General features: G+C 35.0%; 17 protein-coding genes. 8 read left to right on the top strand and 9 right to left on the bottom strand.

Going from position 1 to position 19523, the window contains the following annotated elements:
• Window positions 1-8: 8 nt before the first annotated feature.
• Complete coding sequence (locus F3I00_RS02310) at window positions 9-335, bottom strand: hypothetical protein (RefSeq protein WP_003647701.1); 327 nt, start codon at window positions 333-335, stop codon at window positions 9-11.
• 100 nt (window positions 336-435) lie between these two features.
• Here F3I00_RS02310 and F3I00_RS02305 point away from each other — a divergent pair, with 100 nt between their 5' ends.
• The 5 genes from F3I00_RS02305 to F3I00_RS02285 all read left to right on the top strand — a co-directional run bounded on the left by F3I00_RS02305 (window position 436) and on the right by F3I00_RS02285 (window position 9161).
• Window positions 436-1818 carry a glycerophosphodiester phosphodiesterase gene (locus F3I00_RS02305; protein ID WP_020807924.1) on the top strand — a complete coding sequence of 461 codons (1383 nt, stop codon included), beginning with the start codon at window positions 436-438 and terminating at the stop codon, window positions 1816-1818.
• Between the two features lie 17 nt (window positions 1819-1835).
• Window positions 1836-3233, top strand: coding sequence for a dipeptidase PepV (pepV, locus tag F3I00_RS02300; RefSeq protein ID WP_020807923.1), 1398 nt, complete (start codon window positions 1836-1838; stop codon window positions 3231-3233).
• Between the two features lie 97 nt (window positions 3234-3330).
• Entirely contained in the window at window positions 3331-6159 is a 2829-nt protein-coding gene (locus tag F3I00_RS02295) for a transglycosylase domain-containing protein (RefSeq protein ID WP_020807922.1), read from the top strand.
• A 305-nt stretch (window positions 6160-6464) separates the two neighbouring features.
• Window positions 6465-7514 carry an IS30-like element ISLga1 family transposase gene (locus tag F3I00_RS02290; RefSeq protein WP_087261295.1) on the top strand — a complete coding sequence of 350 codons (1050 nt, stop codon included), beginning with the start codon at window positions 6465-6467 and terminating at the stop codon, window positions 7512-7514.
• A 6-nt stretch (window positions 7515-7520) separates the two neighbouring features.
• On the top strand, window positions 7521-9161 hold the full coding sequence (locus F3I00_RS02285; RefSeq protein ID WP_024273025.1) for an ABC transporter ATP-binding protein: 1641 nt from the start codon (window positions 7521-7523) through the stop codon (window positions 9159-9161).
• 80 nt (window positions 9162-9241) lie between these two features.
• Here F3I00_RS02285 and F3I00_RS02280 read toward each other — a convergent pair whose 3' ends face one another.
• A complete protein-coding gene (locus F3I00_RS02280) occupies window positions 9242-10237 on the bottom strand; it encodes a substrate-binding domain-containing protein (protein WP_020807770.1) in 996 nt (331 codons plus the stop codon).
• Between the two features lie 143 nt (window positions 10238-10380).
• Between F3I00_RS02280 and F3I00_RS02275 the strand changes: the two genes are divergently transcribed.
• Window positions 10381-11487 carry an aminopeptidase P family protein gene (locus tag F3I00_RS02275; protein WP_003649338.1) on the top strand — a complete coding sequence of 369 codons (1107 nt, stop codon included), beginning with the start codon at window positions 10381-10383 and terminating at the stop codon, window positions 11485-11487.
• A 93-nt stretch (window positions 11488-11580) separates the two neighbouring features.
• On the opposite strand, the gene F3I00_RS02270 is transcribed toward F3I00_RS02275, so the two are convergent.
• Both F3I00_RS02270 and F3I00_RS02265 read right to left on the bottom strand, forming a co-directional pair.
• The gene (locus tag F3I00_RS02270; protein WP_003647706.1) at window positions 11581-11922 is read right to left on the bottom strand and encodes a hypothetical protein; all 342 of its coding nucleotides are present in this window, start codon (window positions 11920-11922) and stop codon (window positions 11581-11583) included.
• A gap of 22 nt (window positions 11923-11944) precedes the next feature.
• Window positions 11945-12376: a DUF948 domain-containing protein gene (locus tag F3I00_RS02265; RefSeq protein WP_020807771.1), complete on the bottom strand. Its 432-nt coding sequence runs from the start codon at window positions 12374-12376 to the stop codon at window positions 11945-11947.
• Window positions 12377-12502: 126 nt separating this feature from the next.
• On the opposite strand from F3I00_RS02265, the gene F3I00_RS02260 reads away from it, so the two are divergent.
• Window positions 12503-13399: a mechanosensitive ion channel family protein gene (locus tag F3I00_RS02260; RefSeq protein WP_003649340.1), complete on the top strand. Its 897-nt coding sequence runs from the start codon at window positions 12503-12505 to the stop codon at window positions 13397-13399.
• 42 nt (window positions 13400-13441) lie between these two features.
• Here the strand turns inward: F3I00_RS02260 and F3I00_RS02255 are convergent, their stop codons facing one another.
• From F3I00_RS02255 to murI, 3 genes are all read right to left on the bottom strand, one after another.
• On the bottom strand, window positions 13442-14620 hold the full coding sequence (locus tag F3I00_RS02255; RefSeq protein ID WP_020807772.1) for an acetate/propionate family kinase: 1179 nt from the start codon (window positions 14618-14620) through the stop codon (window positions 13442-13444).
• Between the two features lie 135 nt (window positions 14621-14755).
• Window positions 14756-15379: an XTP/dITP diphosphatase gene (locus F3I00_RS02250; protein WP_020807773.1), complete on the bottom strand. Its 624-nt coding sequence runs from the start codon at window positions 15377-15379 to the stop codon at window positions 14756-14758.
• A 1-nt stretch (window position 15380) separates the two neighbouring features.
• Window positions 15381-16181, bottom strand: a complete 801-nt coding sequence (gene murI, locus F3I00_RS02245; protein ID WP_020807774.1) for a glutamate racemase — start codon at window positions 16179-16181, stop codon at window positions 15381-15383.
• A gap of 96 nt (window positions 16182-16277) precedes the next feature.
• Here murI and F3I00_RS02240 point away from each other — a divergent pair, with 96 nt between their 5' ends.
• The gene (locus F3I00_RS02240) at window positions 16278-16673 is read left to right on the top strand and encodes a YslB family protein (protein WP_003647712.1); all 396 of its coding nucleotides are present in this window, start codon (window positions 16278-16280) and stop codon (window positions 16671-16673) included.
• An 85-nt stretch (window positions 16674-16758) separates the two neighbouring features.
• Here F3I00_RS02240 and trxA read toward each other — a convergent pair whose 3' ends face one another.
• Together trxA and F3I00_RS02230 are read right to left on the bottom strand one after the other, a co-directional pair.
• Complete coding sequence (trxA, locus tag F3I00_RS02235) at window positions 16759-17070, bottom strand: thioredoxin (RefSeq protein ID WP_020807775.1); 312 nt, start codon at window positions 17068-17070, stop codon at window positions 16759-16761.
• A 79-nt stretch (window positions 17071-17149) separates the two neighbouring features.
• On the bottom strand, window positions 17150-19516 hold the full coding sequence (locus F3I00_RS02230) for an endonuclease MutS2 (protein WP_159310968.1): 2367 nt from the start codon (window positions 19514-19516) through the stop codon (window positions 17150-17152).
• Between the last annotated feature and the right edge of the window lie 7 nt (window positions 19517-19523).

The raw sequence follows: 19523 nt of genomic DNA, 5'->3' as shown, positions 1-19523 counted from the left end.
ACTCTCTTCTAACCAATATGATTGGCTTTTAATACTGTATTAAAGGCGTCTAAAACTTTTCCTTTAGGTTTTTCCCACTCAACCCACTGCGGATCTTTCCAATCATCCTCATTAGTTAAAGTTTCTAGTTGATATGTTTTATTAATATATTCTTCGTATAATTGAAGTGCCTTTGTTCTAGCCAAATTTAGCTGAAGTATCCGTACTTTCTTTATTAATCCACGGTCTACGGCTAATTCAGCGATACCATTTTGATCAATATTTGAAATTTCATAATATTTAGATCCGTCATTGCGAGTAACTTCTTCGATTAAATCTAGTTGCTCATAAGCCATATTTCAGCATCTACTTTCTTAAAATGATTATTAACTACTATATTAATTATAGAAAAAAGTATACATCCATGCTATTGTTAAAAAGAATAGAGGTGTACACATGAAAACAAGCAGGCATTATTTCCTAGCCCTTTTTTTTAGTTTGATTTTTATTTTTGAATCGGGATTCCTAGTCATTGGTCACCGCGGTAATCCCAGTAAATATCCAGAAGAAACAATTCAAAGTGATAACTCAGCTTTTGCGGATGGCGCGGACTATGTTGAACTCGACCTGCATGTTTCCAAAGATAACGTCTTAGTTGTTTCTCATGACCGCGATTTAAGCCGAGTTGTTGGATCATCGGTTATTGTATCACAAAATAATTTCTCCTATTTAAACACCTTAAAACAAGCTAACGGTGAATCAATTATCTCTTTAGATCAATTATTTGATTACTACAAAGATAAACCTAACACTAAATTCCTACTTGAAACCAAAAAAACTAAACATAATAGTCCTAAAAATATGGAAGAACTACTTGCTGCCAGTATCAAAAAGTACCATATGCAAGATCGGGTAATGATTCACAGCTTTTCTGCACCGAGCTTAAAAACTATGAGTCAACTGCTACCAGATGTTCCAAGAATCTTTATTGTTGGTTCTTTGCAAAGAATTAATTTTGAAGTATTAAGTTACGTAAACGGGATCAATATCTCATCTGATCTAATTACTCAAAATCCCAAGCTAATTAGCCAGCTTCATGCACTACATCAAAAAGTATTTGTTTGGGCTGAAATGAATGAAACGCCGAAGCTATGGAACTGGTTAATCAACAATGATGTTGATGGAGTTGTCACTAACTTCCCCGCAAGAGGCTATAAATACAAATTAGCTAAAACTGGTACTAAAAAATATGACGTCAATAAAGATGGAATTTACTTTGGTCGGATGCCTACTGCAATTAGTGAAAATCCATATCTAAAAGTGACAACATCAAAAGAACTTAACTTTTTAGACCCAGTTCATGTTTCTTCAGCTGTTATCGCCTCAGGACAAACTTTTTATCAAATTGGCGATAAGGAATTTGTTCCTGCCGACCTGGTTAGTTTAGACTTACAGCCAGAATGGATTCTGCCATATTGGAATTTAAGCATTATTAACCCTACTCAAAATCCAATTTTCACTTATAATAAACCTGATAAGCAATCTGGTAAAAAGAATCGACTTATGCCAAGAAAACACTATAAAATACTAGGTGTAAGTGGCGGAGTTAAAGATTTATGGCTTCTTACTAATGATGGCTGGGTTAAGTCTTCTAAAGTCTTATATTATGGCTTATTTAATAAAAACACATTTGCCTATAAGAATTATCAAAAACTTGATCCTGCTTATCGTCAAACAAACGTTGCCCTATTTCCCTATTTACCAGTTGAAAAAGTCCCAAATAAAAGCTTTTGGTCGACTTATTCAGATGTAAATGCTGTAATATTTAATCAGAGATAAAAATAAAGGAGTATGTTATGGAAGAACTAGATTATAAAAAATTAGCACAAGAAAAGAAGGATGCTATTTTAAATGATTTAAAAGAATTGATTGCAATTGATTCTTCTGAAGATTTAAATAATACTAGCAAAGAATATCCTGTAGGTCCCGGACCAGTTAAGGCTATGAAAAAGTTTTTATCATTTGCTAAACGTGACGGCTTTGATACTGAAAACTTTGATAACTATGCTGGTCGAATCAACATGGGTTCTGGCGACAAGCGTGTCGGTATTATCGGTCACATGGATGTCGTTCCTGCTGGTGAAGGCTGGAAGACCGATCCATTTAAGATGACTATCAAAGATGGCAAAATTTATGGACGTGGTAGTGCCGATGATAAAGGCCCATCATTAGCAGCTTACTATGGGATGCTAATTTTAAAAGAACACGGCTTTAAACCTAAAAAGAAAATTGACTTCGTAGTTGGAACTAATGAAGAAACTAACTGGGTTGGAATTGACTACTACTTAAAGCATCAACCTGCCCCAGATGTTGCTTTCTCACCTGACGCAGAATTTCCAATTATCAATGGTGAACAAGGCATTGTTACCTTAAAACTTGACTTTAAAGATAATCCAAACCAAGGCGACGTTAAACTTTGGACATTCCAATCAGGAATTGCAACTAATGTCATCCCTCAAACCGCTCATGCTCAACTTGAAGGCGATATTGATGGCATCAAGGAAAAATTCAACTTATTCCTTAAAGAACATAAACTTGAAGGAAAAGCAGAAATGCTTAGCGGTCGTCTTTCATTAACTCTAACCGGTCACGGTGCTCATGCTTCAGCTCCTGAAACTGGTAGAAATGCTGCTACTTACCTTGCTCTTTTCCTTGATAGTCTTAATTTTGATGGTCAAGCCAAGAATTTCTTACACTTCCTTGCAACTGTTGAACATAAAGACTTTAACGGTAAGAAGTTAGGTATTTTCCATCATGACGACTTAATGGGCGACTTAACCAGTTCACCAAGTATGTTTAACTTTGAAGGTCAAAATGCATACCTACTAAACAACGTTCGCTACCCACAAGGTATTGAACCAGAAGAAATGGTTAAAAAAATCAACGAAAAATTTGGCAATATCTTAGACGCCAGAGTTGATGGCTCAGCAGAAGCGCCTCATTATGTTCCTGGAGACGATCCAATCGTTAAAACTCTTCTGTCAGTTTATGAAAAGCAAACTGGCAAGAAGGGACATGAAGTTATCATTGGTGGCGGTACATATGGTCGTTTATTTAAACATGGTGTAGCCTTTGGTGCTCAACCAGAAGGTGCTCCACTTGTTATGCACCAACCAAATGAATACATGAAGGTTGAAGATTTGATTAATTCAATTGCTATTTATGCTGAAGCAATCTATGAATTAACTAAATAAATCAAAATATTAATAAATTCGTAAAAAAGGACAACGTCAATGCTAGTCCTTTTTTTGCTATAATAGGGGGAAAGTAATTAACAAAGGATCCTGATCTGTGAAAAATTTAAAAGAAAAAATCATAGAGTTCCTAACTGCGGGGCCAGAAGTTAAAACACTTCAAAGCGAATCAGACGAAAGCCAATGGAAATTTTACAGCGGCATCGTTTATTTAACTTTACGTCGTGTTTTCCATTATTTGATCTTAATTGCAGTTTTTGGTTTATTTCTCCTAATTGGTTTTGGTGGTGGCTACGCCCTTGGCATTGTTCGCCAGCAGCCCATTCCAACAATTAGCGAATTAAATCAGCAAATAAACCATGCACAAAATTCAGCCACACTTTACTATGCTGGCAATAAAAAAATTGCTACGGTTCGCTCAGATACAGTCACCAAAAAGGCAAGTGAAAGCGAACTAACCCCTTTAGTTAAGAATGCTGTAACAGCTACTGAAGATGAAAATTTCTATATTCATAAGGGAGTTTTACCTAAATCCCTAGTTAGAGCTGTCCTTTCTGAACTAACTGGTGTTGGTGTACAAACTGGTGGATCAACTTTAACTCAGCAATTGGTTAAGATGCAGTTTTTAACTAGTCAGACCACTTGGAGAAGAAAAGTTACCGAAATGTTTTATGCTCATAAGATCGAAAAGCATTTCTCAAAAGAAGATATTCTCCGTTCATATTTAAATGCTGCTCCTTATGGTAAAAACAACCGTGGAGAAAACATTGTGGGTATTAAAACTGCGGCACAAGGTATATTTGGTAAGTCTATTTCTGAACTTAACTTGCCACAAGCTGCTTTCATTGCTGGTTTACCTCAAAGTCCATCTATTTATACCCCATATCGTTTAAACGGAAAAATTAAAAAAGACCTTGATTTAGCAATGCGCAGAAAAGATATTGTTCTATTTCGGATGTATCGAAATGGCGATATTAGTAAAAAAGACTATCTTGCAGCTAAAAAATATGATTTACGTGCTGATTTTCTTGCTCCTGAAAAAGCATCCAAACAAAAGAAGCAAAGTGGCTACTTATATAATTTAGTAATGAATAAGAGTACCAGTCTCTTAGCAGAAAAATTAATTGAGCAAGATGGTTTAAAGGTATCAGATGTTAAACAAGATACTAACCGTTATAATCAATACCTAACTAGTGCAACTGAATTACTTCATCAAAAGGGCTATCATATTAAGACCACGATTAGACAGCCACTTTATCAAACCATGCAACGTATAGTTAAGCAAAATAAATATGGTCAAGATAAGACTTCTCGTGATTTTGACTCATCTACTAACAAGTGGGTTAATACTACCGAACATGTGGAAAATGGTAGTGTTGTAATTGATAACGCAACTGGCAAGGTATTAGCATTCAGTGGCGGAGTTGACTTTAAGAACTCTCAAATTAACCACGCCTTTGATACTTATCGTTCACCTGGTTCATCTATTAAGCCATATCTAGTTTATGGTCCAGCAATTGAACACAAGCTGATTTCTAGCCAAACAGCGCTGGCAGATTTCCCTACTAGATTTGGCAACTATATTCCAACTGACTATAATTCAACTGTAGAAAACCGGTTTATCTTAGCTCAAGAAGCTCTAAGTAAATCTTACAACTTACCTGCCGTAAACTTATACAGTAAGTTAGTCAACGATAAGAACATTAACTTGCGTCAGGATATGAAAAAACTCGGCTTAAACTTGAGTAAAAGCGAATTTGAAAACCTAGGTTTGGCCCTCGGTGGTACAGATTATGGTTTTTCAGTTGCCGATAATGCTAGTGCCTTCTCTAACTTCTATAACAATGGTAAGCGTGCTGATCCATACTACATTGAAGAAATTCAAGATCCATCAGGTAGAGTAATTTATAAGCATAAGCAAAATCCACAAAAGGTCTTCTCTACTGGTACTTCTTACATTATGCAGAAGATGCTTCACCAAGTAGTAACTAAGGGTACTGCATCAAGTTTAACAGGTACTTTGAAGTTTAACTACAAGAACTTAATTGGTAAGACTGGAACCAGTAACGATTATCGTGATATTTGGTTCAATGGGTCTACCCCTGGAATCACGATTTCTAGTTGGATGGGTTATGACAACTTCTATGGTCACTCATACAACCTAGATTCTAATTCTAGTGAGACCAACTTAAATCTTTGGGCAAATATCGCTAATGCACTTTACGAAGAAGATCCATCGATCTTTAAATTAAATGATGCACCAAGTCGTCCAAGCTCGGTTTATAAAAATAGAGTCTTAGCAAGAACTGGAACATTACCAGGAACTGTAAGCTATGATGGCGATAATATTGAGCTTTCTGGCAAAAAGACTACTGCATTAAGTTTGTCCCCTGCTCCAGCTGCTACTGCTAGATTTGGTATCGGTGGATCAACTAAAGACTACAACCTCTTCTATGATTACTTAGAAGGCAAGAATAATGATTATGGCAAAGTCTTAATCTATACTGGCAAGACAATTTCTAAGAAGAAAAACATCAACAGCCTATTTGCTGTCGCTGATGGTTCAACTTCAGAAGATGCTAAAAATTATTACGGCAAAAACCACGAAGTTTACCGTGAATCAAATAATAATTCTTCGTCTTCAACTAACCGAAATGTCGGAGCAAATGACCAACAAGCTCGAAGTACTGGTCAAGGAGGAAATAATAATGGTTCTTCATCATCTACTTCTACTAGGCGAAATCGTTCAAGTTCCACAGGTGAATCATCTTCTTCCGCGGAAAGTAGTAATTCCGAGAGCAACAATGCTGCAAATGATGTAAATTCAAATATTAGTTCTAATGAAGGTTCAGCTGCTAACACAAATACTAGCAGCGAGACCACTGAAGGCAGTACAGCCACTAATAATGGTCCAACTGCTCCATAGAAAAATATAGTTTTAAAATCAATAAAAACTGATAATCAAAATTAACGATTATCAGTTTTTTGTTTGACTAAAACTATAATTTTCAAACTAATTATTAAAATATATTGAATAAAATTAATCAAAGTATTATTATTTAAATCAAATTTTAATATTTAAAGGAGAATTAATGGAATTACTAAAATATTTCAAAAAGTTAAAATCGTTGATTGTAAAATCAAATTGAACACTTTAGAAAAATAAAAAGTCCATTCGGACCTGTTTGATAGAATGTTAATAACCACAAAAACTTTCTATTGGAGGTCAAAATGGACTCTTTACATTCTACCATGAATCGGCACGTTAAAGGAAAGCATTTATCATTTGAAGAGCGAGTTATTATTCAATTGCGTTTGAAAGATGGCTGCTCTTTGCGTGCAATTGCTCGTGAACTCAACTGTTCTCCTTCTACTATCAGTTATGAGGTTAAACGTGGCACTGTAAAACTGTATCATGGTAAAGTCAAAAGATACAAGGCTACTCAAGGACATGATGTATATCAAGCTCATCGTAAAAATTGTGGGCGTAAATCAGACTTTCTCAAAAAAAATCAATTTATTCACTATGTCCACAAACATTTCTTTAAAGACGGTTGGTCGCTTGATGTTTGCAGTAATCGTGCCACTGCTGCTGGCGAATTCTCTAGCAGCGATGTTGTCTGCACCAAAACTCTTTATAATTACGTTGATAAGGGCTTATTAGGCATTTATAATTACGACTTGCCTGAGAAGCTTAAACGCAATACCAAGCTTCATCGTGTTCGCAAAAACAAGAAAAAGCTTGGCAGAAGTATTGAAGAACGTCCAAAAGAAATTAGTGAACGTAATGAATTCGGTCATTGGGAATGCGATTTGGTCCTTGGACATAAGACTAAAGATGATGAAGTGCTGTTAACCTTATCTGAGCGCATGAGTCGTGAATTCTTAATTATTCGTATTCCCGACAAGACTTCTATCAGTGTCATGCAGGCCTTTAAAGAACTCCAAAGACAATACAGTGAACACTGGAATGATATTTTTAAAACTATTACCACTGATAATGGTTCAGAATTTGCGGATCTTTCCAACCTAGAAGAAGCATCCAATACACTGGTTTACTATGCCCATCCTTACACTTCTTGTGATAAGGGAACAGTTGAAAGACACAATGGTCTTATTCGCAGATTCATTCCTAAAGGAGAAGCAATAGCTAACTATTCTTTACAAAATATCATTGACATTGAAACCTGGTGCAACTCATTGCCAAGAAAAATTTTAGCTTATCACACACCAGATGAAATCTTTGAAAGAGAATTAGATCGAATCTATCAAGCAGCTTAACCAAAAGTGTTCAATTTATTATTGCAATTTACGAAAAAGTTAAAATGGGAATTTCTATTAGTAGTCTTTCTCATAGTTGTTAATGCTGGATTTTTAACACTAGCAGGTATTTCTAGCGCTAATGCATTGAGTTCGGTTGCTAAATTACGTGCCGCTGAATTCTTTATGTGGGTTGCAATAATGGGCGGAGCCTATATCATTTATGCTATTGTTAATTGCCTTGTTAACGTAGAACAGACACGTTTATCTCAAAATGTAGACAAATTAATCAGAAATAGTATTGCAACAGACTTATCCAAGGCAAATTATGCTACTTTTCATAAACAAACTGTAGCAACATACAGTTCTTGGCTAACTAATGATATTACTACTATTAATAATTTCGGAATTACTGACTTTTTAATGATTGTCAGACAAGTTAGTGAAATAGTTTTTGGGATGCTTACACTAGCATATTTCAATATAAGTTTGGTAGTAACTGTTGTTGTCTTAACAGTTATTATGGGAATCGTGCCAAATATGTTTTCTAAAATCTTAGCTAAACGATCATTAGAATATACTCATGCTAATGAACGATTAGTTAATACAATTAATGATATATTAAATGGCTTCAATACACTCTTTTTAGCTAATCTCCCTCAGACTATCGTAAAAAAAATCGAGGGTTCTTCAGACGATGTAAAAAAGCATACACTAAACTACAGTAAAACGGCTGGAATAACTCAAGCAATAACTAATGGCTTAGCATTTATTAGCCAAGTCATTATTTTAGGACAAACTGGTTGGCTAATCTTACATCATCTCACCCTAGTAGGAACGATTAGTGGTGCACAATTCTTTGCTAGTACAATTTTCGCTGAATTAAGTGGTATTAGTTTTAATTGGCAGGAATTTAAGTCTATAAAACCAATAATGGAAAAATTTAAATCTGTATCTAACAATGAAAGTGAGACTCATTCAATTTCTAATTGGCAACTAGGAAAACTTAACCTAAAGAATGTTTCCTACCATTATGCTGAAAGTGATGAACCAATTTTCCATAATTTGAATTTAGATTTTATATTGCAAAATAAATATATTCTAACAGGAGATTCTGCAGCTGGAAAATCTACAATTTTAAATCTAATTGGTGGCTTACTAAGAGACTACAAAGGAGAAATTAACCTTGGCAATATGAGTTACGATCAAATTTCAGATCATGACCTACATCAGAAAATTTCTTATTTACAGCAAGATTCGTATATTTTTTCAGCATCCCTAAAATGGAATTTAACTTTAGGAAAAAAGATATCAACTCAGAAAATTAATAAGGTAATCAAAGAATGTGGCCTAGAAGATTTAATTACTAAACTACCTAATGGAATTGATACAGTTTTAGATGATCAAGGAAAGCAATTATCTGGCGGTCAAAAGCAACGTATTGCATTTGCTAGAGAAATATTACGTGATACTCCAATCTACTTACTAGATGAAGCAACGTCTGCATTAGATAAAGCCTCAAGTACACAGCTCGAACGTTTGATTCTGACTAAACAGGATAAAACAGTGATTATGGTAACTCATCACTTAAGGAACGAAATCGAACAATTAGCTAACAAAGTAGTTAATTTAAATGAAATAAAAAATACAGCTAGTGAAACCATTTAAATTCACAATACAAAAAAGTACTGTTAACATCGACGTTTTTTCAACCGCAGAGTAACAGTACTTTTTTTTAATTAACTTATCTACTTAGTAGAACGAGACTTCTTCAAAGTATATGGCAAGATAACATGAGCATCATCTAATTCTTCATCGTCCATCAACTTAGTTAACATTCTCATTGCAACAGCACCGATATCATAAAGTGGTTGTTGAACAGTTGTTAATTGAGGACGAACAATTTTAGCAACATTAGTTGATGCAGCAGAAATAATTTCTAAGTCTTCTGGAATCTTTACGCCTGCATGAACAGCCGCATTAACGATACCTGCAGCTGTTACATCACGAGTAGCAATAATCCCATCTACTTTATCAGCTTTAATTTGCTTAAATAACTTATAGCCATCTTCATAAGTTTTAGCATCTTCATAGATATGAACATTCTTCAAATTATGTTCTTCCATGAAATCCGTATAAGCAACGAAACGGTTGTCCTTGTTAACATAAGCTTTTCCGTCACCTACAACTAAGGCTAAGTTCTTCTTACCGTTTTCTAAAAGAAGACTCAATGCTTCCTTTTCAGCGGCTTTATAGTCAATTGTTACACTTGGAAAGTCTTGGTTAGCATCAGCAGTACCAGCTAAAACAACTGGTGTATTTGTACGCTTGAAGATTTCTTGAGCCTTTTCACTCATTAAGTTTGACATGTAAATTACACCATCAACTTGCTTATTAAGTAAGTTTTGGATTACTTGATCTTCATTCAACAAAGTATTACCAACACTGGAAAGTAAGATATTGTACTTATACATCGTAGCAATATCGTCAATTCCTTTAGATAACTCAGCAAAGTGCATGTTTGTCAAATCAGGAACAATTAATCCAACTGTTGTAGTTCTCTTTGAAGCTAATCCCTGAGCAACTGCATTAGGTTGATAATGCAAGCGATCAATGACAGCTAATACTTTTTCACGTGTTTCTTTACGTACATTATTATTTCCATTTACTACTCTTGAAACAGTAGCCATAGAAACTTTTGCTTCACGAGCAACATCATAAATAGTTACTTCTTGCTTTTGCATAAATTTCTCACACTCCTGTAAAAACACTCTTTTATAACTTATCAAGAATATTCACACATTGCAACCGTTTACGACTAAAAACTCATTATTTTACCATATTATATGGTATACTCCCAGTATATATTAAAAAAGGAGCCAAAATTATGAATTTAGACAAGTTACAAAATTGGTTAATTTCAACCAATAATGACGTTGCTTATATTTCTGATCCAATCAGTATTAATTATTTCACTGGCTATAGCATGGATCCACATGAAAGAATTTTTGCTTTACTTGCTTTTAAAGACAAGCCTGCATTTATCTTTGCGCCTGAATTAAATGTTGAAGAAGCTAAAAATTCTGCCTGGGATGGTGATGTTTATGGCTATCTTGACCATGAAAATCCATGGGCAAAAATTGCTGATCTAGTAAATCAACGTGTCGGTAAACCTAATAATATCGCAATTGAAAAATCACATCTCTCAGTTGATCGTTTAGAACAATTACGCATTGCCTTTCCTGATTCTTCATTTACCAATAACGTTTCTCCATTCGTAGCTGAAGCACGTTTACGTAAAACCCCCGAAGAAGTAAAACAATTAAAAGCTGCCGGTGCAGAAGCTGACTTTGCTTTTCAAATTGGTTTCAATGCTCTTAGAAACGGCGTAACTGAACGTTATGTTGCTGGACAAATTGATTACCAACTAAAACTTCAAAAAGGTGTAATGCATACTAGTTTTGAAACGATCGTCCAAGCAGGTACAAATGCAGCTAACCCTCACCTTGGTCCAACAATGAACAAAATTGAACCAAACGAATTAGTTTTATTCGATCTTGGAACCATGCACAACGGCTATGCTTCTGACTCAAGTAGAACTGTCGCTTACGGCGAACCAACTGCTAAAGAAAAAGAAATTTATGAAGTCGACCGTGAAGCACAACAAGCAGCTATTGAAGCAGCGAAACCAGGTATTACTGCCAGCGAACTTGATGCTGTTGCTAGAGATATTATTACTAAAGCTGGTTATGGAGAATACTTTATTCACCGTCTTGGTCATGGTATTGGGATGAACGTTCACGAATTTCCACAAATCATGGAAGGAAACGACGTAGTTCTTGAAGAAGGTATGTGCTTCTCAATTGAACCTGGTATTTACATTCCTAACGTAGCCGGCGTTAGAATTGAAGATTGTGGTGTAGTCACTAAAAACGGTTTTGAAACCTTCACTAAGACAAGTAAGGAATTAAAATACATTCCAGTTAAAGACTAATCAAAAAAACCTGTTGATAAACTTTATCAGCAGGTTTTTGATTGTAAAAAAAAGAATCAAGCAAAACTTGATTCTCTTTATAAATATTTAATTTTAGTTATTTTCAGTATCTTCAGCATTGTTTAAGTCACTAACAGCATCCTTATCAGATTTTTCATCTTCGCCAAGATCTTTGTTAGTGTCATCAATTACGATATCATCAAAATCTCTTAATTCTGAATCATCTTCAACTGACTTAGGGAAAGAAGCTAATTGATTCTTAATTGCTTCAGTTCCCTTATCATACTTTTCTTTCAAATCTTGCAATTTTTCATTTTCAGCAAGTTTTTTCTTTACATCATCAGTTGCGTCTTCTGGCAACAATAATGAGCCAGCAATTAAGCCAACACCTAAACCAACAACGCTACCTAATAAAAATCCACCAAGTTTACGCATAATTGTTCTCCTTTAATAAATATTAGTCTTCACCGCGACGACGTTTACGTCTTGCAAACATGCGACTAACTAGAGATGAAAAGATGCCAATTCCAGCTCCTCTAATACCCATACCAGAGAAGCGTTCAACCATTCTTCTTGATGAAGAATTGATGTCTGACAAGCTTTCACCTAAATCTGCTGCCGCCTTTACAACTGGTTCTAATTCTGTTACTTTTCCATTTACGTCAGCTAGAAGAGCATTACTTTTTTCTAATAAATCTTCACTTTGCTTCATTAATACAGAAGTTTGTTTCGTTAAATCATCAACAGCTGTATTAACGCTGTCCATAGTTGCGTCAACTTTTTTCATTGTCTTAGTAACTCTAACAATTAAAGGTAAAGTAAATAAGACCAAGATTAAAAAGGCAACTGCTGCAATTAAGCCAGCTAATGCACCATATGAAATTGACATAATCTATCCTCCATTAATTATTCCTCTCATAAAAAAGTCTAGCATTATTCCTCCCCTCAAGCAATGAAATAGTACCCAAGTTTTTGATATACTATTTTTAAAGAAATTAGATAAGGAGGGCATGAGTTGAACTGGTCTACTCTTCTAAAAGGAACTTCTACAACTAAAAAAACTAATAACATTGATTCCTTAATTAATTGGGACAATGTACTTCATACTTTATTAAGTCGTGGTATACAAATTATTATTACTACAATTATTTTCTTTTTAATTTGGCATATAGGGAAACGCTTATTAACGAAATATTTATTAAAGAATCCTAAATTTCAAGAACGTATGACTGGAAGGAAAAGAACTCTAGCTCAATTAGGAATTGCTCTTTTTCAATACACTGTTCTCTTATTTTATTTATATAGCGTTTTAACGTTAATGGGAATCCCAGTCGGAACGTTGTTAGCTAGTGTAGGGTTAGTATCTCTAGCCTTAGGAATGGGCGCACAGGGCTTAGTTAGCGATGTCATAACTGGGATGAACATCTTAAGCGAAGGTGAATACAATATAGGCGATACTGTCAAAATTGGCAACTACACCGGAACTGTTCTCTCCTTTACCTTGCGTAATACCCGCCTTAAAACTACTAATGGCGCTGTAATCTATATTCCTAATCGTAACATTACCGTAGTTGAAAATTTGAGTCATGGTTCACACTCTGGCTGGAGCATGGATATTAATTTAAATCTTTCAGTAGAAAATAATCTTACTGAAATTAATCATGCCGTTGATACGGTAAACGCCGCTTTAAAAGATAAGTTTAAAAAACAAATCAAAAAGGGCCCTCAAATTATTGGAATCATTAATCAAACCGGCTCAAGTATTACCTATCAAATTCATTTTCAAGTAATTGCAAATAGCCAAAGTACGATTAAAAATGCCTATCTCAGTGCTTATATCAAAGAATTCAATCAACGCGGGCTTAAATTCAGTCCCATGCCAACAAAACAAGAAAATAGTTCTGCATCTTAAAGGATTAAGCAACTAGACTTTTATCTATTGCTTAATCCTTTTTTATTGCACAACGCGAACTACTTCGCGAGCAATCATTAATTCTTCATTAGTTGGGACAATAAGTGCCTTTACTCTAGACTTAGGTTTAGAAATAAACTTTTCGCCATCTGTTCGATTAGCCTTAAAATCTGGTTCTAAACCCAAATATCTTAATGAAGACATAATACCAGCTCTAATGCCAGGATCATGTTCACCTACTCCTGCAGTAAAGACAACTGCATCAATTCTGCCTAACTCTGCTGCATAGGCGCCTACATAGCGAACAACTCGGTTAATGAATATCTTACGTGCTAACTTAGCACGCTTATCTTTACTTTCAATTAAATCACGCATATCAGAAGATACACCTGAAATACCTAATAATCCTGACTTATAATTCAAAACATCAATTGCTTCATCAATATTCATTCCGGTCTTATGCATTAAACGTTGCAGCGCTGAAGGATCAAAATCTCCACTTCTCGTTCCCATTGTTACACCAGTTAACGGGCTAATTCCCATTGAAGTATCATAAGACTTTCCACGTTTAACCGCAGTAACTGAAGCACCTGATCCTAAGTGGCAAACAATCAAGTTAACTAAGTTAGGATTTTTCTTAAGCATCTTGGCTGCACGCGGTGCAACATAAGAAATAGAAATTCCATGCGCACCATATTTTCTGATGCCATAATCTTCATAATATTCATAAGGAATCGAATATAGATAGTGGATTGGATCTAAAGTTTGATGATAAGAAGTATCAAAAACCGCTACCTGTGGAACATTAGGAACAATTTTCAAAAAGGCCTTGATTCCATTTGCCTCAGGAATATTGTGCAAAGGTGCAAGTTCACCTAAATCAAATATTTCTTGTAACTCTTTGTCACCAACACGAACAGATTCCTTAAATATTTCACCGCCATTTACAATTCGGTGACCAATTCCAGTAATTTCTCTCAGGTCTTCAACTACATGAAATTTTTTCAAATCCTCAATTAAAAGCTTCACTGCCTCTTCTTGATCATGAATAGGCATATTTTTGATATATTCTCGGCCATTACTTAGCTTGATTTTAAAGACAGCATTTTCCATCCCCACTCGATCAGCCATTCCTGAAGCAATGACTTTTTCATCAGGGAAAGAAAATAATTTATATTTAAAGGAAGAGCTTCCTGAATTAATTGCTAAAACTTTTTTCATACGCTATAACCTCAATTTCAACTAAACTTACATTTATCAAGTAAACTCACAATTTTAGTATAGCGCTTTCATCTTAACAATTAAAAGTAGAAAATAAAAGAACTTATCCATTAATCAGAATAAGTTCTTCGAAATTTATTTATTTTCCATCTTTTTCCACCAGGCTGGCAATTCAGTAAGTAATTTTCTCAAAGCTTGACCTCGATGAGAAATTGCATTCTTTTCATCCACTGTCATTTCAGCAAACGTTTTGCCCTTATCAGGAACAAAGAAAAGCGGATCATAACCGAAATTGCCTTTACCTTGTGGATAAGTTAAAATTTCACCGCGAATTTCGCCTTCGGTTACTAAATCATCCTCAAATTTACCTGGCCAGGAAACAACCATTGTTGTATGAAAAGTAGCCTTTCTTTCTTCTTTTGGCACGCCGCCTAATTCAGCTAATAACTTAGCATTGTTCAAAGCGTCATTATGAGCTTCACCGCCATAGCGCGCAGAATAGACACCAGGAGCGCCATTTAATTTATCGACCGATAATCCTGAATCATCAGCTAAAGTCGGTAGATTGCTAAATTCTGCCATCTGATGAGCCTTTAGCTTGGCATTAGCTAAAAATGTGGTACCAGTTTCTAAAACATGTGGCGGATCAGTTAAATCTTGATTAGTAATCACATGAATTGGAAAGTTATTCTTTTGTAAGGCCTCTTCAACTTCCTTAGCCTTATTTTTGTTGTTAGTTGCAAATAATAAAGTATCCATTTTAATCCTCAGCATCTACATGATGACCAACAATTGTTTCATCATTCATCCATTGACGTGTTATTTCAGTGAACTTCTTAGCTTCCCCTGTCGTATAGTACTCATGTGTTGTATCAGAATCATCAGCAGCAAATAAGCCGTCACGCCGTAAAACGTTATAGGTATATTGTGCCACCTGATCAGCTGGATCAACAATTTTTTTATCTTGACCAACCACTGCAACAATTTCACCTCTTAATAATGGATAATGAGTACAGCCTAAAACAAGAGTATCGTAATCAATATTTTTCAATGGCGCTAAACTTTCGCTGACAACAGCCTGTTTAATCTCTTCAGCAGGATCTTCCTCAGCAAGAGGTGCTAATTTAGGTTGTGCAAATTCGCTTACTTGAATTTCTGGATCACGATATTGAATTTCTTTTGAATAAGAATGACTATTAACAGTTGCCTTAGTACCAATTACCGCAACATTCTTTGTTTCTGTGGTCCTAGCTGCAGCTAAGGCACCAGATTGAACCACTCCAATTATTTGCAAAGGAACTTCTTTTTGAATAGTAGACATTGCAACTGCAGTCGCTGTGTTGCAACCAAAAATAATAATCTTTACATCTTTACTTAATAAGAAGTTTACACTATCGCGAGTTAAAGAAATAATTTCTTCTTTTGAGCGATCTCCATATGGCATATTAGCCTGATCACCAATAAAAATAGTTGATTCATTAGGCATTTTTTCAATTACTTTTTTTAATACAGTTAAGCCACCTAAGCCTGAATCTAAAACTCCAATTGGTCGATTATCCATTAAAAAAACTCCTTTAAACAAATGATGATTAAAATCTCTTTTCCCCTCCACCTATTTTAAGTTAAAATGTTATAGAAGACAAAAGGAAATGAAAGCATGGAACATACAAACGAACATCTTTATTTTTTAAATTCATTATACCGTGACTTTATCTTGCCTACTATCTTAGGTAGCGAAGATAAAGAAATTCTTTACTGGGCTGGTAAACATGTCAGTCGTAAATATGACTTATCAGATATCGATGACTTAATCGAATTTTTTGACATGGCTCAATTTGGAACTTTAAAAGTACTCAAAGATCGTAAACACACTGCAGTTTTCGAACTTTCAGGACAAGTTGTTACTGATCGACTAGATAGTCAAAGTGATGAGTTTTCATTAGAAAGTGGAATTATTGCAGAATGTTTAGAACGCCAAAATGGTACTCCTACTGAGGCTTCAGCTACGATTACTAAAAAACATGTCGTTCAAATCACAGCTCAGTCTGATTAATTACTCTTAATGAAGAAAAAATATTAATACTAAAAAGGGTACAAACTATTTAAAATTCATAGTTTGTACCCTTTTTGACTGTAAATTAATCAGTGTATTGATCTAAAATTTGTTCAAGCTTTTCCTTAGGAGTATAGCCAGTTAGGCGGTCAACAATTTTACCATCTTTTTTAATTAGTAAAGTTGGAATTGCCATGATTCCTAAGTTTCGAGCTGTTTCTTGATTTTGGTCAACATCCATCTTAGTGAACTTTACATCGTCCATTTCTTCTGAAAGTTGGTCAATTACTGGTGATTGCATTTTACATGGACCACACCAAGTTGCCCAGAAATCAGTTAAAACAACACCTTCGCTAGTTTCATCTTCAAAAGTTGCATCTGTAATTTCATCAACCATAGTTATTACCTCACAAAATAAATTCTTTAAATTATAAATATAGTTTAGTAGAACTACTTACTTTTTGCAAGTATATTGCTTATTGCAAATTAACTATTGTAGCCCCTGTTCCACCTTGATTGGCTGGAGCATAATTATAACTCTTTACATGTCGATTACGTTTCAAATACTGTTGAACACCATTTCTAATTGCACCTGTACCAATACCATGAATGATGGTCACCGTATTCAAACCAGCTAAAAGCGAGGCATCAAGATAACGATCTAAGTTAGTTAAAGCTTCTTCATAGCGCTGCCCTCTTAAATCAAGTTCACTGCTTGCACGGCTAGAGCGAAGACCGCGGCTAGAGCGAACAGATTTTTCTGGCTTTTTTTGACTGGCTTGTGCAGCGATCTTTTCAACATCACGATCAGTTACCTTCACTTTCAAAATACCAATTTGGACTTCAAATTCATGATCGCCTAACTTCTTCGTAATTACACCTTGTTGGCCATATGAAAGGACTTTAACATTATCGCCTACACTTACATCATGACGCTTTTTTTCACGCTGTAGCACCTTATTATTAGCTAAGTTTTGATTTTCACGCTCAAGTTTATTCAAAGCGCCTTTAGCTTCAATTACTTTATTTGTTCTAACTTGTCCGCTAGCTCTTCTTTGCTCTTCAAGATCATTAATAATTTTTTCAGCTTGCTTACGTTTCTTAGCAAGCATTTCATCAGCCTTCTCCTGAGACTTTTCAAGTTGTTTCTGTACTTGTTGGTTATACCAATCAAGTCCATTTTGAAGTTGACGTTTAAGCGTGATACTTTGATCAACATTTTGCTTCAAAGTTTCATGAAGTTGTTCAGCAGCCTTAGTTTGTTCAGTTAAACGCTCAATCATTTTATTAATATCGCTGTCTTCATCGTTCATTAAACTTCTAGCCTTATCTACAACAGCTTCATTCATCCCTAATTGATGTGCAATCGCAAAGGCATTACTTTGACCAGGAATTCCAATTCTCAAGCGATAAGTTGGTGCCAATTTTTTTAAGTCAAATTCCATTGAAGCGTTGGTAGTTCGCTCGCGATTATAACCATACAGTTTTAATTCTGGATAGTGCGTAGTAATCGCAATCTTTGCTTGTGTTTGGCGTAAATCATCTAAGATTGCGATTGCTAGACTTGCACCTTCTTCTGGATCAGTTCCAGCACCAAGTTCATCAATTAAAACCAAATCATCTTCAGTAACATTATTCATGATCTTAATAATTTGATCCATATGCGATGAAAATGTACTTAAAGATTGCTCAATCGATTGTTCATCTCCAATATCTGCATAGATTTCATTAAAGACCGTTAACTGACTCCCCTCTTCTGCAGTAATAAATAAGCCAGCTTGTGCCATTAATTGAAGTAATCCCAAAGTCTTCAACGTGATCGTTTTACCACCGGTGTTTGGTCCTGTAATTAACATAGTGTCAAAAGTAGTTCCTAGTTCAATATTATTGGGTACTACTTTTTTTGGATCAATTAAAGGGTGTCGTGCCTTTCTTAATTTGATAACATGATCTTGATTTAGAACAGGCTCTGTAGCCTTCATTTTCTTTGCTAATTTACTTTTAGCACTTAAAAAGTCTAATTGAGCTAAAGCTACTGCGTTATTCTTAATTTCTTTTTGATAAGTACCAGCAAGTTCTGATAACTCGATTAAAATACGGTGAATCTCTTGTCGTTCTTGAGCCAGCAAATTTTGCTGACGATTATTAAGTACTAAGACTGCTTGTGGCTCAACAAATAAAGTTTGACCACTAGCGCTTTGATCATGAACAACTCCACCAAATTTATTCTTATATTCTTGTTTTACTGGCAAAACATAACGTCCATCTCTGATAGTTACAATATTTTCTGACAAGTACTGCGTATGTTTGCCACTAATATAGTCATTCATGTGGTTCTTAATATCAGTTTCATTACTCTGAATATCATGTCTAAGCTGCATCAATTTTGAAGAAGCTGTATCCTTAACTGTTCCATCATATTCAATTGACTGATTTAATTTTTTAAACAAATCTTCTGAAACTGCTAAATTTTTGAGATATTTTTCAATAGGACGTGTATCAATTTCACGCTCTTCAAGGTCCGATGTAAATTGTCCCACGTCTTTAGCCAGACTAAGGACTAGAAATATATTACCTAATTCTTCGCCATTTAAGTTAGCCTTAACTTTAAGTCGCTTCAAACTAGGTCGAACATCTTTAAAGTCCGTTATCGGCATTGGTCCCTTAACCCGCAAGATATTCGAAAGTACCCTAGTTTGATCAATCGATTTTTTTACTTCATCAAAGTCACTGCTTGGCATTAATTTCAAAGCCTGAGCTTTTGCAGGTGCAGTAATTGCCAAGTCACTTAATTGTTTAATTATGCGATTATATTCTAATTTTTCAATAATTTTAGAGTTCATATCTTCC

It is taken from the genome of Lactobacillus sp. JM1, assembly GCF_009834385.1.
Taxonomy (GTDB): domain Bacteria; phylum Bacillota; class Bacilli; order Lactobacillales; family Lactobacillaceae; genus Lactobacillus; species Lactobacillus paragasseri.
This window is presented reverse-complemented; position numbering and strand designations above follow the sequence as displayed.